This window comes from Solibacillus sp. FSL H8-0523, assembly GCF_038051985.1.
In the GTDB taxonomy this organism is placed as follows: domain Bacteria; phylum Bacillota; class Bacilli; order Bacillales_A; family Planococcaceae; genus Solibacillus.
This window is the reverse complement of record NZ_CP150291.1, coordinates 1,238,525-1,251,432: the sequence shown is the minus strand read 5'-3', so window position 1 is coordinate 1,251,432 and position 12,908 is coordinate 1,238,525. Positions and strand designations below refer to the sequence as shown.

Below are 12,908 nucleotides of genomic sequence, written 5' to 3'. Positions count from 1 at the left end.
ACATTTTGAATATTCTGAAAAATGATGCGAAATACTTATTTATCGGAAACAAAAAAACCACCTCAATTAAGAAGTGGTTTTTAACGTACTATTTCAAGAGCTTCTCTACATGCTCAAAGAACGTTGGGTAGCTTACCGCGATGCAGTCTGCGTCGTCTAGTTCGACTGCGCCCTTAGCAACTAATGCTGCGACTGCGCCCATCATACCAATGCGGTGGTCACCGTATGTTTTTAGTGCGCCGCCTGTAAGTGGTGTTGGGCCTTCGATAATCATGCCATCGTCAGTTGCTTCGATGTTCGCACCTAGTTTTTTTAATTCATTAACAACCGCATCAATGCGGTTTGTTTCTTTTACTTTTAGCTCTTCTGCGTCTTTAATAATTGTTTTACCGTTTGCCTGTGTTGCAAGTAACGCGATAATTGGAATTTCGTCGATTAAACGTGGAATAATGGATCCACCAACTGTCGTGCCTGTTAATTCAGACGTTTCGATAGTGATTGTTGCTGTTGGCTCTGCTGCATTTTCATCGTCAACTTGGACAGTCATTTTTGCACCCATTTTTTTCAGTACTTCGAGGATGCCGTCGCGCGTTTCATTGACCCCAACATTTTCTAGAACGATGCGGCTGCCTTGTGTAATCGAACCCGCTACTAAGAAGAACGCGGCCGAAGAGATATCCCCCGGTACGTTAACATGCGTACCTGTTAACGTTTGACCGCCTTTAAACGAGACAATACCGTCCGTTACATCGATTTCCGCGCCGAACTGACGTAGCATACGCTCTGTGTGGTCACGAGAGACTTCACTTTCACGCACAATCGTTGTTCCATTTGCACGAAGCCCTGCTAGTAAAACGGCGGACTTTACCTGTGCGCTCGCTACTGGCATGGTATAGTCAATTGCCTGAAGTGTGCCACCTTGAATCGCTAAAGGGGTAAATTGACCATTTTCACGTCCTGCGATTTGTGCACCCATTAAACGAAGTGGATCCGCTACACGGCGCATTGGACGCTTGCCAATCGATGCATCACCTGTCATCACCGTATGTAATTTTGTGCCGGATAAAATCCCTAACATCAAACGAGTCGTAGTACCAGAGTTCCCTGTGTATAACACTTCTGTCGGCTCTGCCCAACCATCCATACCGGGGCTCTCAATTGACACATTCGTCCCATCTACTTCAATTTCAACACCAAGCTTTTTAAAGCAGTCAATTGTACTTAAGCAGTCTTCACCTAGTAAAAAGCCACTTACGGTCGTTTTGCCTTTTGCAATCGAGCCAAACATCACTGAGCGATGCGAAATCGATTTATCACCAGGAACCGTAATCTCACCAACTAGTGTCGGGTTATTATATTGCAATACTTTTGAACTCATACATAGTGCCCCCTTAGAAAAATACATCTCGCCTTAAAAAGCGAGATGTTGAGTTTAAGAAATATGTGTTTCGTAATTGGCCTTACTTTCAATACACTTCGCTGCGCGTTCACGGTCTTCATTCGTTTGGAAGCTAATCACTAAAATCCCGAATACGTCAACGCGTGTTTCCACGATGCGAATATTTGTAATACTAATATTATCTTCTGCTAAATAGCCCGTCACTTCTGAAATGACACCTGGATAGTCTGGAATATCCACGTACAAATCATAGGGCATGTACAATGCGCCATTCGCGATTGGTAAGCTATCACGGACATCACGTGCTTCACTAAAGTAAGATTCTACTGCCTCACCGTCTCCGTAATCTAAAAGATCACGCACACGGCTCATCTCGTCTAACCACGTATCTAGCTGACCAACGAGTTCTTTCCGGTTTTGCATCGTAATATCGCGCCATAGTGCTGGATTTGACGAAGCAATACGCGTAATGTCACGAAAACCTCCTGCTGCTAGTGAAGACGTCATCGGATACGACTTCTTTTCAACGTTTAACTGATGCACAAGTGACGCGGCAATAATATGCGGGAAATGGCTAACAACAGCTGTCATATGGTCATGGGCTTTCGCATCGACAACGACCATTTTCCCTAGCGTAAATTTCAGCAAGCTATCGAGTGTTGCAAGCTTTTCGATTTCTTCGCCTTCAATTGGCGTCAGCATATAATACGCATTTTCAAGTAAATACGGCTTAGCAGCGGTAATCCCACTTTTATGCGAACCGGCCATTGGATGACCACCTATGAACGTTATCCCAAGTTCACGTAGCTCGAGTGCCTTTTCCATAATTTGCGCCTTTGTACTACCTGTATCGGTAATAATCACACCTTTTTTTAATTCCCAGCTTTTTAACTGGTCCATAAAATCCAGCGTAATATTTACCGGTGTTCCAAAAATAATCACATCAGCTTCTTTGGCAAATTCAGCCGGATCTTCTACAACTTCGTGTACCACCTGCAATGTGCTAGCTAATTGTCTTGTCTGTTCATGGTAGTCGTAGCCAAACACTTTCGTATGCGGCGCTTTTTGTAGAGCTAATGCCACGGATCCGCCGATTAGCCCAAGTCCGATTACGAAAACATTGCGTGTCATGCGAATACTCCTTGCTCCGTTAATACTTCCTCAAGCAGTTGTAAGAACTTCGCATTTTGCGCTTCTGTTCCGATTGTCACGCGGATATAGCCATCTAAGCCAAGTGCCGCCCCACTACGAATAATAAAGCCGCGCTTCATTAATTCTTGGAAGACGACATCGCTATCTGCTTTTACTTCAAACATCACGAAGTTTGTTTGAGACGGGAAGTAGTTTAAGCCGTGTTTTTCACAAAATGCTACGTATTGTTTTTTACCGGCCTCGTTTTGAACGCGGCAATTTTGAATATAGTCTTGGTCAGCTAATGCGATTTGCGCGACCTTTTGACTTAAAATTGTATTGTTAAACGGTGCACGTACTGGGTCTAGCTTGGCAATCACATCTGCTTGTGCAATTCCGTAACCAACACGGAATGATGCAAGACCATATGCTTTTGAGAATGTACGTAATAAAATTAAGTTATTATAGTCACGGAAATAATGAAGTGTATCTTTGTAAGCTGGGTCATTAACGTACTCGATGTACGCTTCATCTAACACAACAAACACATCACTTGGCACTTTCGCTAAAAAGGCACTTAATGCTTCGTCAGATACAAGTGTTCCAGTTGGATTATTCGGATTACATACCCACACAACTGACGTATTTTCGTCAATCGCTTCAAGCATCGCATCTAAATCATGGACGCCTGCTTGCATTGGCACTTTACGTACTTCTGCGCCTTCAATTTCTGCATTATGCCAGTATTGAGAGAAAGAAAGGTCCGCCATTACTGTGTTCACCCCTGGGTAAAGTAAAGCACGTGTAATGATTGCGATTAAATCATCTGAACCATTTCCTAAAATCAGCTCTTCTTCTGCAACACCGTAGAAGTTTGCTAAATCGGTACGTAAGCTTTGTGCGTAGCCATCTGGGTAAATTGCGTGATTGGATGCGTCACCTTGTAAAAATGTTTTTACGTTTGGTGAGCTACCGAATGGGTTTTCATTCGAAGCGAGTTTTACCACTTCATCTAATCCGAATTCTTTTTTTACTTCCTCCATCGGCTTACCTGGTTTGTAGGCTTGCATGCCGAATAATTGTTGTTTCCACTTCATGATCAACGTCTCCTCGTACTAACCTATTTCACTAAATCTGGTCGTAGTTTTACTGCATCTTCTAAATAAATATGATGGATTTCTTTTTGTGGTGTATTCGTATTTACATGGAGTAACACGCGAATGCATAATGGAAGCGCACCGGGTACATCCATTTCGTGCATGCACATAATCGGCACATATTGCCAACCTTCCATCGTACGCACCGATTTTGCTGGGAACGCCGAACGAATATCCGGCGTTGTTGAAATCGTAATCGATGCAATATCTTCTGGTGCAATGTTATTTTTCTGTGCTACTTCTCTCACAAGTCTAGCTGTCTCGCCCCACACGTATTCCGCTTTATCTTCTGGAATCGTAATGGCACCGCGTACGCCTCGAATCATGCTTGCACCTCCGTTAGTAACTGTCTTAGTTGTTCATCAATTTCTCTGCACTCGGCTAATTCAACTTTTTGAACAAATGGCTTGCCAATTGTATCTAATAACACAAACTGTAATTGTCCGTAGTCTGCTTTTTTATCTTTCATTAAATACTCTGCTAGCGTATCAAATGTAAAGTCATGTACTGCGTCAAATGGGTAACCATTTTCCTCAGCAAAGTGTAAGAAGCGTTTCGTGAATTCATGATTGATTTTGCCGTAACGCTCGCTCAGTAGTAAGCAATACACTAACCCAATCATCACAGCTTCACCATGAGCAACCTTGCCATAACCCGCAGCAGCCTCAATTGCATGACCATACGTATGACCCAAGTTTAAATATTTGCGCACCGATTGCTCGGTTTCATCTTGCTCCACGATACTTGCCTTTACTTGCACGCCATGCGCTAAATAATTGGCAAGTAGCTCTTCAGGTAGCTCGGTTACATGCTCGCCTTCGAGTAATTCCTCGACCCATTGTGAATCAGAAATTAATGCGTGCTTAATCACTTCGGCCATACCTGAACGTACTTCTTTTTCACTTAAGCTTTGTAAAAAATTCGTATCATAAAGGACCGCTTGTGGCTGATAAAACGCGCCAATCATATTTTTGCCAAGCGCGTGGTTGATGGCTGTTTTGCCACCAACCGCTGAGTCATGCGCTAAAATCGTTGTCGGTACTTGAATGAACGGAATCCCGCGCATATAAGTCGCAGCAACAAAGCCTGCTAAATCCCCAACCGCACCACCACCAAAGGCAATGACCAGTGATTTTCGTGTACATTTTTGCTCTAGTAAAAATGTTTGAACTGTATTGTAGTTATCAAATGTTTTACAAGCCTCGCCTGCTGGCATCACAAACACGTGAAAGGCGTGCGGGAAATTTGCTTCAAAATAGCTTTGTTGTGCTGCCCAGACATTTTCGTCTGTTAGCACAATGATTTTATCTGCTTTTGCGAACACTTCTTGTAATGAAGTAACCGCTTCGTTTAATATGCCTTTCCCAATCGTAACAGCATAAGAATGGGATGCAGCACGAACTGGAATTTTCATATTAATACTCCTTCGTGTACGCACGCATTGCGTCTAATTGCGCTTTTAATTGCGGTAATTGATCGCTATGGAATTGCTCGACGATTGCATTTGCAATTTCCCAGGCAATAACATGTTCAGCAACGATTGATGCTGCTGGTACTGCACAGCTATCAGAGCGCTCTACGCTTGCTTTAAATGGCTCTTTTGTTTCAATATCCACACTTTGTAGTGGTTTATATAATGTTGGGATTGGCTTCATGACACCACGTACCACGATTGGCATACCAGTCGTCATACCACCTTCTAATCCACCTAGGCGGTTTGTTGTACGTGTATAGCCTTTTTCTTCATCCCAAATAATTTCATCATGTACTTCTGAGCCTTTTTTACGGGCCATTTCAAAGCCGATACCAAACTCAACACCTTTAAAGGCATTGATGCTTAACATCGCTGCGGCAAGCTTTGCATCTAACTTTCGATCGTAATGTACGTATGAGCCAATACCTGCTGGTAAACCTTCGATAATGACTTCGACTACACCACCGATTGAATCGCCCGCTTGTTTTGCTTCATCAATGGCTTCTACCATTTTCGCTGAAGCTTCTGGGTCTACGCAATAGCATGGATCTTCTTCCACAATCGTACGGATTTCGTCTGCTGATTTGCCTTCTAATAGCGCGGCATCTGCTTTAATACCAACGATTTCTGTTACGTGTGCAACGATTGAAATCCCTAGTTCATTTAATAACGCCTTGGCAACTGAACCAACGGCTACACGCACTGTTGTTTCACGCGCACTTGAACGCTCTAACACGTTACGTAAATCGCGGTGACCGTATTTCATGCCACCTACTAAATCCGCATGTCCTGGACGTGGACGTGAAATTTGACGCTTAATTTCGTTTGGATCGATATCTTCAGGTAGCTCTTCTGCCCCCATGATTTTCGTCCAGTGCTTCCAGTCGTCATTTGTTACGATTAAAGCAACGGGTGAACCTAACGTTTTACCGTGACGAACACCGGAAACGATTTCTACTGTATCTGTTTCGATTTGCATACGACGCCCCCGGCCATGGCCTCCCTGGCGACGTTTTAAATCGTAATTAATTTTTTCTGCTGTAACTGGTAAAAGTGACGGCAACCCCTCAATAATTGTCGTTAATTGTGGTCCGTGTGACTCACCTGCTGTTAAATAACGCATAAACACTTTCTCCCTTCAACTCGCTAAAGTATGTAATTTTCACTATAACATATTTATTTTCAAATAGCAGTAGCATTTCCGAGCAGTTATCCACTATTTTAGAATATTCTGAACGTTTTACTTAAAAAATAATGCACGGGATAGCAAAACAAGGAACAATTGAATAAGCAAGGCAAAAGCGCTAAAGCTCCCTGTAAGCCTCGACTAGAAAGTAAATGCTTAACCATTTTCGAAGGCGGGACCGAAAAGCTCGAGTGGCTGGCGCTTTAGCCTAGACGTAGGAAAAACTTTATACAAAGTTATTCTCAATAAAAATACGCCTTTCGTGACTGTACGAAAAGCGCATTTATTCGAGCCTCAAAATTCAATTTGACGTTCTGCTTTCACGACATCTATAAAATCAATCAATTATTATTTTTTTCGATAAAAGAATGTATCCTCTACTTCAAAGCCGTAGCGTGCTGGGTTGAAAATTTGCTCCGTAGAACCTACAAATAAAATCCCACCCGGACGTAGTGCTTTACTGAAGTTATCATAAATTTGATCCTTTGCTTCTTCTGTAAAGTAAATCATTACATTTCGGCAAACGATTAAATCAAAGTTTGAATCATAATTATCTTTTAACAGGTTATGCTTTTTAAACGTAACCGTACGCTTAATTTCATCTTTTACTTTATAAAACTGGCCTTCTTGTTCGAAGTACTTCGCTTGTACATCTTTTGGTACTTCTGCTAACGAACGCTCTGGATATAAACCGAGCTTGGCCTTTTGAATAACATTTTCATCTAAGTCCGTTGCTTGAACGCTAATTTGCGATAACGGTAAATGTTGGGACAGTACCATTGCTAAGCTATACGGCTCTTCACCCGTTGAACACGCAGCACTCCAAATTTTCGGGCGCTTGTTAGTTTGAAGTAGCATCGGGAAAATTTTGTTTTGCAATACTTCCCAGCGCTTACCATTACGATAAAACTCCGATACGTTAATCGTCATGCGGTCTAAAAACTCATTCATTAAATCACGATCTTTGTCTAATGCATTAAAGAAATCAACAAAATTTTTAAAACCCTTTTTTTCATAAAGAGATGTTAATCGGCGTTTCATTTGTGCTTCTTTATAAAGAGCTAAATCAATGCCCGTTTTACGCTTAATGCCCTCTATAAACTGTTCATAATCTGACATTGGTTCATCTTTCCCCTCATGTTTCGTATGCCTATTATAGCCGATTATCCTAAATTCTGAAATAGCATTTGTATAGAATTAACTAGTCCCTACGTGTTTCCAGTAAAAGCTGCTTCGAATGTTCAAGTTCCAGACGCATTTTTTCCGTTTCAAACTGATAGCTTTCCAATCGAATTTGTTCTAGTTGCGCTTCAACCTCTAGCTGCTTTATTTGTAGCTTCATACTAGACCGTTTATGAGCTGTAAGAATAGCCGTTAACGCAATTAAAGCACCTGAACCAAAAATAATAGACAAAATGATGATATCTTCCATACGTACGAACACACTCCCTTATTTAGATGGCTTTTTCGTTTCTATTAAATGCTGTTTTGTATAATCTAATTCTAATTTCATTTTTTCGGTTTCTTTATCGAAATTTTCAAGACGTAGACGCTCGAGTTCAATTTCCTTGTCGATTCTCTTTAATTCGATTTTTTTATTTTTAGTGTACGTATCAGATAAAATTCCTACTATTGCAATAACCATAATTATTACCCAAAAATACATATTGACCACTCCTTTTAATTAGCTTTTGTTATGTAAAAAATTATTTTTGCTTGTGCTCTAACATTAGTTGTTTTGAATGTTCCAACTCTAAGCGCATTTTTTCAGTTTCTCTATCAAAATTTTCAAGACGCAATTTTTCCAACTCAATTTCTTTATTTAATTTCTTCACATCAATACGCTTACTTTCATTGCGTGCTTCTGTAATAACTGCTATCGCTCCAACCGCCATTACCGATACAATAGCCCAAACCCACATACATATCCTCCTCATCTACAACCAATAATTTTTATACGTTTTGATTTTCAATATAGTTTCATTATTCAGATACATTATAACATTATCAAGTATGAATTTTAGTATTACTTAATTCATGGCAAGAAAAAAAAGCTACCACATAAAGTGATAGCTTTTTGTAAAGTCTAAATTATTCAGCTAAACCTTCGCCAAACCATAAACCGATTTCGCGTTCAGCAGAAGCTAAAGAGTCAGAACCGTGGATAACGTTGTGAGATAAAGTCACAGCGTAGTCACCGCGGATTGTACCTGGGTTAGATTCTTCAGGCTTTGTAGCACCCATCATGATACGAGATAATTGGATAACGTTTTCGCCTTCCCAAACCATACCGAATACTGGACCAGAAGTGATGAAGTCTACTAATTCACCGAAGAATGGACGCTCAGCGTGCTCAGCGTAATGCGCTTCAGCTAATTCACGAGAAGCTACCATTAATTTTGCTCCACGTAAAACGAAACCGCGACGTTCAAAGCGGTCAACGATATCTCCAACTACTTGACGTTCTACGCCATCAGGTTTAACCATTAAAAAAGTTTTTTCGATTGCCATTATAAAACACTCCCTAAATTTGAGTAAAAGGTTTTACACCTACCGATAAATATTACCAAAACTATGTCCAAACTGCAACAAATATTAGAGTAATACCGAAATTTGCTTGAAAAATTTATGATTTTCTCTTACCCATATATAAAGCAATATCGCGCAATTTCTTTTTCATCGGATGATTTGGTAACGCTTCTACTTCTTTTAATGCTTTTTGTAAATACAGATTACTAATTTTTGTTGCTTCTTTAATCGCAGCTGACTTACGAACAAGCACGAGCATGTCTTGGCGCTCTTGTTCGGTTAATCCATGCGTAGCCACCTTCTGTAACAGCGGCTGTAAGCGTAGATCGTCCTTCATTAGTAAAATCGGTAACGTAATATTCCCTTGCATTAAATCGCTTCCTGCAGGCTTTCCTAGCTGCTTGTCCGTAGCGGTGAAATCCAAAATATCATCAATAATTTGGAAACTCATGCCCACAAAATAGCCGTAGCGTTTTAAGTGACCAATTATTTTTTCATCCGCTCCGCTCACAACCGCACCTAGCTCGCAGCTCGATTCAATTAACAGCGCTGTTTTACGCTTAATGCGACGGAAATAATCTTTCAAATGTTGATCTAAACGAAACTTATCCTCGATTTGAATGACCTCTCCATTTACTAACTCCACCATCGTTTTCGCTAAAATTTGATGCACACGTGGGTTTTCAATATCCGTTACGTATTGTAGTGCTTTACCGAAAATAAAGTTCCCCGTATACATCGCCACACGGTTGTTGTACTGTGCTTTTACCGTTTCGCGACCACGACGCATGTCTGAATCATCAATGACATCATCATGGACTAATGATCCCATATGAATTAACTCTAATGGTACCGCGATATTCTTCATGCGCTCGATATCATAGTCACCGAACTTGGCGCTAAGTAGCACAAATACCGGGCGAATACGTTTCCCGCCGGCTTGTAGTAAATAAATAGAGGCATCATTCAATATGTGTGAAGATGAATTCAACGCTTGTTCTAATTCGTTTTCGATGATTTCTATATCTGATTTAATATCCGCATATAGCATTTTTAGTTTCATCTTTTCCACGCGTCAAAACCTACTCCCACTATTATTTCTTTTTAAAGCCCATATGCATAGCAGCTGCCCCACCGCTATATGGCTTGTATGTGACATTTTGTAAGCCCGCTTCTTTAAACATTTGCGCTAATTTTTTCATGCCTGGGAATTCATTTGCTGATTCTTGTAGCCATGAATATTCCTTATAACTTTTCGCAAATAGCTTGCCAAACACTGGCATCACGTATTTAAAGTAAAAACGGAATAACTGACGGTACCCCGGAATTTCAGATTGTGACGTTTCAAGACATACCACAATTCCACCAGGCTTTACGACACGGTTCATTTCACGTAATACCTGCAAGTAATCTGGTACGTTACGTAAGCCAAAGCCAATCGTTACGTAATCAAATGTATTGTCCTCGAACGGTAATTCCATCGCATTGCCATGGATTAGTTCGATGTTTTTCATGTCAGCCGTTTTTTCTTTCCCGACCTTTAACATGTTTTCACTGAAGTCTAACCCTTTTACCATGCCCTCTTCGCCTACTGCTTTCGCTAAAGCGATTGTCCAGTCTGCTGTACCGCAGCATACATCTAAGCATTTTGAACCTTTTTTTACGTCCATACGCTTCATCGTATCTTCACGCCAGCCGATGTGCATTTGGAAGCTGATGACGGAGTTCATTTTGTCGTAGCTGTCAGAAATGTTCTCAAACACTTCATGAACGCGCTCTTCTTTCGATTTTGCCATGTTTTCAAAACCTCTCTTGTTTCACTAAGCCGTGATATATTGCACGATTTTCTGCTTCAGCTCTTCTTGTAGTGTAGAAGCCTGTAACAACGCATGTACTTGCTGTTGACGCATTTGTACTTGCTGCTGTAGCGCTTCACAAAGAGCCTCTACTGAAAATGCTTGCTCATTTAATGTATATGCCTTGTGTAAAAAGCAAGATGCGCCTTGTTGTAAGGCGTTTAACTCTTGTTGTATGCGAATTACTGTGAGCGTTTGTTTCATAAGCTCTACGTAATGTGTAAAGCCGTAAACCGCATAAAATTGCTCAATCAATTTACTTTCAATGACCGTTAAGCTGTCAATCCAATCCGCTAATGTACAAGGCTTTTCGTAAACGCGTACTTGGTGCTCACAACGTTCAATAATCCCCTGCGAAAGCTTTTGAATTAAAGCAACATTACCTGCTCCAGCTAAAATTTGATAATAACGACCGCTATAATAATCGCCTGAAAGCACCGTTAATTGCTGCTCTTTTGACGTTGCTTCGGTCTCTTTTACTTTCTCATGCTCTTGTAGCGATGCATGTACAATCCCTACCGCAACCGCACTTGTCATTTGTTCAGCGTTCATCGGTGTTTCACTTAGAAATGGTAGCTGAATAAAAAATAATTGCTCCTCTTGCAATGTAGGTTGTCCAACATTTTGTCGTAATGCTCTATGATGAACATGCTGATAAATATTTGATTGTAACGTTCGAACAGATTGTGTAATAGATGTTGCACTCATAGAATTACTCCATTTCACTGTTTTCAAGCTTCAAATACGCCATGTATTTGGTTATTTTTTACTTTGTACAACGCCGTGTATCGAATGAATTTTCGCTTTCCCACGAATTTTCATCGCTGAAGTATGTTCGGTAAATTGCGCGATCATCACTTCGCCAGCATCTAATTTTTCTGAATGGTGAAACTTAGTATCTGTGCCGCGAGTTAACCCAATTACATGTACGCCATCTTCTTCAGCTTCGATAATAATATAATCTGGTTGTGCCATTTTTTTCGTTCTCCCCACGTCTTGAATTCTTTTTCTATCATACCATATATTGAATTAATTCATTTGAATGAACGTAATGACTTCGTTACGTTTTACATCATCTGTTTCATATAGACCGCGCGCTACAGCTGTTACCGTTTTTGCACCTGGTTTTTTAAGTCCGCGCATCGTCATACACATATGCTCGGCCTCTACGACTACATAAACACCCTTTGGATCAAGCATTTCCATAATTGTATCCGCTACCGTTGATGTAATACGCTCCTGTAATTGTGGACGGCGTGCAACAGATTCCACGCAACGACCTAATTTACTTAAGCCTGCTACTTTTCCGTCCTTTGGAATATACGCAACATGCGCTTTCCCGTAAAACGGTACTAAGTGATGCTCGCACATCGAATGGAAGGCGATATCTTTTACTAATACAAATTCTTCGTGATCTTCATGGAATACCGTACTGAAAAATTCACGTGGATCTTCGTTTAAGCCGCTGAACATTTCTGCATACATTTTCGAAACACGTTTTGGCGTATCTAGTAAACCTTCACGCTCAACATCTTCACCAACTGCTTCTAAAATCATTTTAACTGCTTCTTCAATCTTCTTTAAATCGACATTTGCCATGAAAAAACTTCCTCCTACAAACCAAAACGTTTTTTATGTAAAGTTAGTTGTTATCTTCGTTTATTTTAGATTTCTTACAAGAATACATACCCTTGAATCGTAGCACATATGGCGCGTAAGTTCAAAACAGTTCTACTATTTTTAGCAGAGTTCTTGCAGAAAAATGCATTATCCGCAAAATAATGCGACAATTCTACATTTCTGTCGAATATTTAATGGAAACAAAAAAGAGCAGCTTCCAGAATCTCTCTGGAAGCTACTCTATGTAACTCTTGAGGCTGTATTATTTTACAGCGTCTTTAAGTGCTTTACCTGGTTTGAAAGCAGGTACTTTTGAAGCAGCGATTTCGATTTCTTTACCTGTTTGTGGGTTACGACCTTTACGAGCCGCACGTTCACGTACTTCGAAGTTACCAAAACCGATCAATTGTACTTTGTCACCCTTTGCAAGAGCTTCTTGAATCGTTTCAAATACAGATTCAACTGCTTTTGAAGCATCTTTCTTAGAAAGACCTGCCGCTTCAGCAACTGAGTTTACTAATTCTGTTTTATTCACACCATCCACCTCCTCTCAAAG

The 12,908-nt window shown here is 40.6% G+C and carries 17 protein-coding genes; all 17 read right to left on the bottom strand.

Annotation, left to right across the window (positions count from 1 at the left end; genetic code table 11):
• Nucleotides 1-88: 88 nt before the first annotated feature.
• Complete coding sequence (aroA, locus tag NSQ62_RS05955) at nt 89-1,378, bottom strand: 3-phosphoshikimate 1-carboxyvinyltransferase (protein WP_341323014.1); 1,290 nt, start codon at nt 1,376-1,378, stop codon at nt 89-91.
• Between the two features lie 54 nt (nt 1,379-1,432).
• Nucleotides 1,433-2,530, bottom strand: coding sequence for a prephenate dehydrogenase (locus NSQ62_RS05950; RefSeq protein ID WP_341323013.1), 1,098 nt, complete (start codon nt 2,528-2,530; stop codon nt 1,433-1,435).
• On the bottom strand, nt 2,527-3,627 hold the full coding sequence (gene hisC, locus NSQ62_RS05945) for a histidinol-phosphate transaminase (RefSeq protein ID WP_341323012.1): 1,101 nt from the start codon (nt 3,625-3,627) through the stop codon (nt 2,527-2,529). Before hisC ends, NSQ62_RS05950 begins: the two co-directional genes overlap by 4 nt.
• A 23-nt stretch (nt 3,628-3,650) precedes the next feature.
• Nucleotides 3,651-4,013, bottom strand: coding sequence for a chorismate mutase (gene aroH, locus NSQ62_RS05940; protein ID WP_341323011.1), 363 nt, complete (start codon nt 4,011-4,013; stop codon nt 3,651-3,653).
• Entirely contained in the window at nt 4,010-5,101 is a 1,092-nt protein-coding gene (aroB, locus tag NSQ62_RS05935) for a 3-dehydroquinate synthase (protein ID WP_341323010.1), read from the bottom strand. Before aroB ends, aroH begins: the two co-directional genes overlap by 4 nt.
• 1 nt (nt 5,102) lies before the next feature.
• Nucleotides 5,103-6,284, bottom strand: a complete 1,182-nt coding sequence (aroC, locus tag NSQ62_RS05930) for a chorismate synthase (RefSeq protein ID WP_341323009.1) — start codon at nt 6,282-6,284, stop codon at nt 5,103-5,105.
• A gap of 411 nt (nt 6,285-6,695) precedes the next feature.
• Complete coding sequence (locus NSQ62_RS05925) at nt 6,696-7,466, bottom strand: protein-glutamate O-methyltransferase CheR (protein WP_341323008.1); 771 nt, start codon at nt 7,464-7,466, stop codon at nt 6,696-6,698.
• An 82-nt stretch (nt 7,467-7,548) separates the two neighbouring features.
• Complete coding sequence (locus NSQ62_RS05920; protein ID WP_341323007.1) at nt 7,549-7,779, bottom strand: hypothetical protein; 231 nt, start codon at nt 7,777-7,779, stop codon at nt 7,549-7,551.
• Nucleotides 7,780-7,797: 18 nt separating this feature from the next.
• Nucleotides 7,798-8,013, bottom strand: a complete 216-nt coding sequence (locus NSQ62_RS05915; RefSeq protein WP_341323006.1) for a hypothetical protein — start codon at nt 8,011-8,013, stop codon at nt 7,798-7,800.
• Between the two features lie 40 nt (nt 8,014-8,053).
• Complete coding sequence (locus NSQ62_RS05910) at nt 8,054-8,269, bottom strand: hypothetical protein (RefSeq protein ID WP_341323005.1); 216 nt, start codon at nt 8,267-8,269, stop codon at nt 8,054-8,056.
• A gap of 169 nt (nt 8,270-8,438) precedes the next feature.
• Nucleotides 8,439-8,858 (bottom strand): nucleoside-diphosphate kinase, encoded by a 420-nt coding sequence (gene ndk, locus NSQ62_RS05905; protein ID WP_341323004.1) that lies wholly within the window; start codon nt 8,856-8,858, stop codon nt 8,439-8,441.
• A 115-nt stretch (nt 8,859-8,973) separates the two neighbouring features.
• The gene (gene hepT / locus NSQ62_RS05900) at nt 8,974-9,948 is read right to left on the bottom strand and encodes a heptaprenyl diphosphate synthase component II (RefSeq protein ID WP_341323003.1); all 975 of its coding nucleotides are present in this window, start codon (nt 9,946-9,948) and stop codon (nt 8,974-8,976) included.
• Between the two features lie 22 nt (nt 9,949-9,970).
• Nucleotides 9,971-10,672 (bottom strand): demethylmenaquinone methyltransferase, encoded by a 702-nt coding sequence (locus NSQ62_RS05895; RefSeq protein WP_341323002.1) that lies wholly within the window; start codon nt 10,670-10,672, stop codon nt 9,971-9,973.
• A 24-nt stretch (nt 10,673-10,696) separates the two neighbouring features.
• A complete protein-coding gene (locus NSQ62_RS05890) occupies nt 10,697-11,440 on the bottom strand; it encodes a heptaprenyl diphosphate synthase component 1 (protein WP_341323001.1) in 744 nt (247 codons plus the stop codon).
• A 51-nt stretch (nt 11,441-11,491) separates the two neighbouring features.
• Nucleotides 11,492-11,707: a trp RNA-binding attenuation protein MtrB gene (gene mtrB / locus NSQ62_RS05885; RefSeq protein WP_341323000.1), complete on the bottom strand. Its 216-nt coding sequence runs from the start codon at nt 11,705-11,707 to the stop codon at nt 11,492-11,494.
• A gap of 54 nt (nt 11,708-11,761) precedes the next feature.
• On the bottom strand, nt 11,762-12,331 hold the full coding sequence (folE, locus tag NSQ62_RS05880) for a GTP cyclohydrolase I FolE (protein WP_341322999.1): 570 nt from the start codon (nt 12,329-12,331) through the stop codon (nt 11,762-11,764).
• 283 nt (nt 12,332-12,614) lie between these two features.
• On the bottom strand, nt 12,615-12,887 hold the full coding sequence (locus NSQ62_RS05875) for an HU family DNA-binding protein (protein WP_108712207.1): 273 nt from the start codon (nt 12,885-12,887) through the stop codon (nt 12,615-12,617).
• Nucleotides 12,888-12,908: the final 21 nt, after the last annotated feature.

Bases quoted from the DNA above. Each gene is read 5' to 3' on its own strand.
- aroA (WP_341323014.1), bottom strand. From the start codon at position 1,378: ATGAGTTCAAAAGTATTGCAATATAATAACCCGACACTAGTTGGTGAG.
- NSQ62_RS05950 (WP_341323013.1), bottom strand. From the start codon at position 2,530: ATGACACGCAATGTTTTCGTAATCGGACTTGGGCTAATCGGCGGATCC.
- hisC (WP_341323012.1), bottom strand. From the start codon at position 3,627: ATGAAGTGGAAACAACAATTATTCGGCATGCAAGCCTACAAACCAGGT.
- aroH (WP_341323011.1), bottom strand. From the start codon at position 4,013: ATGATTCGAGGCGTACGCGGTGCCATTACGATTCCAGAAGATAAAGCG.
- aroB (WP_341323010.1), bottom strand. From the start codon at position 5,101: ATGAAAATTCCAGTTCGTGCTGCATCCCATTCTTATGCTGTTACGATT.
- aroC (WP_341323009.1), bottom strand. From the start codon at position 6,284: ATGCGTTATTTAACAGCAGGTGAGTCACACGGACCACAATTAACGACA.
- NSQ62_RS05925 (WP_341323008.1), bottom strand. From the start codon at position 7,466: ATGTCAGATTATGAACAGTTTATAGAGGGCATTAAGCGTAAAACGGGC.
- NSQ62_RS05920 (WP_341323007.1), bottom strand. From the start codon at position 7,779: ATGGAAGATATCATCATTTTGTCTATTATTTTTGGTTCAGGTGCTTTA.
- NSQ62_RS05915 (WP_341323006.1), bottom strand. From the start codon at position 8,013: ATGTATTTTTGGGTAATAATTATGGTTATTGCAATAGTAGGAATTTTA.
- NSQ62_RS05910 (WP_341323005.1), bottom strand. From the start codon at position 8,269: ATGTGGGTTTGGGCTATTGTATCGGTAATGGCGGTTGGAGCGATAGCA.
- ndk (WP_341323004.1), bottom strand. From the start codon at position 8,858: ATGGCAATCGAAAAAACTTTTTTAATGGTTAAACCTGATGGCGTAGAA.
- NSQ62_RS05895 (WP_341323002.1), bottom strand. From the start codon at position 10,672: ATGGCAAAATCGAAAGAAGAGCGCGTTCATGAAGTGTTTGAGAACATT.
- NSQ62_RS05890 (WP_341323001.1), bottom strand. From the start codon at position 11,440: ATGAGTGCAACATCTATTACACAATCTGTTCGAACGTTACAATCAAAT.
- mtrB (WP_341323000.1), bottom strand. From the start codon at position 11,707: ATGGCACAACCAGATTATATTATTATCGAAGCTGAAGAAGATGGCGTA.
- folE (WP_341322999.1), bottom strand. From the start codon at position 12,331: ATGGCAAATGTCGATTTAAAGAAGATTGAAGAAGCAGTTAAAATGATT.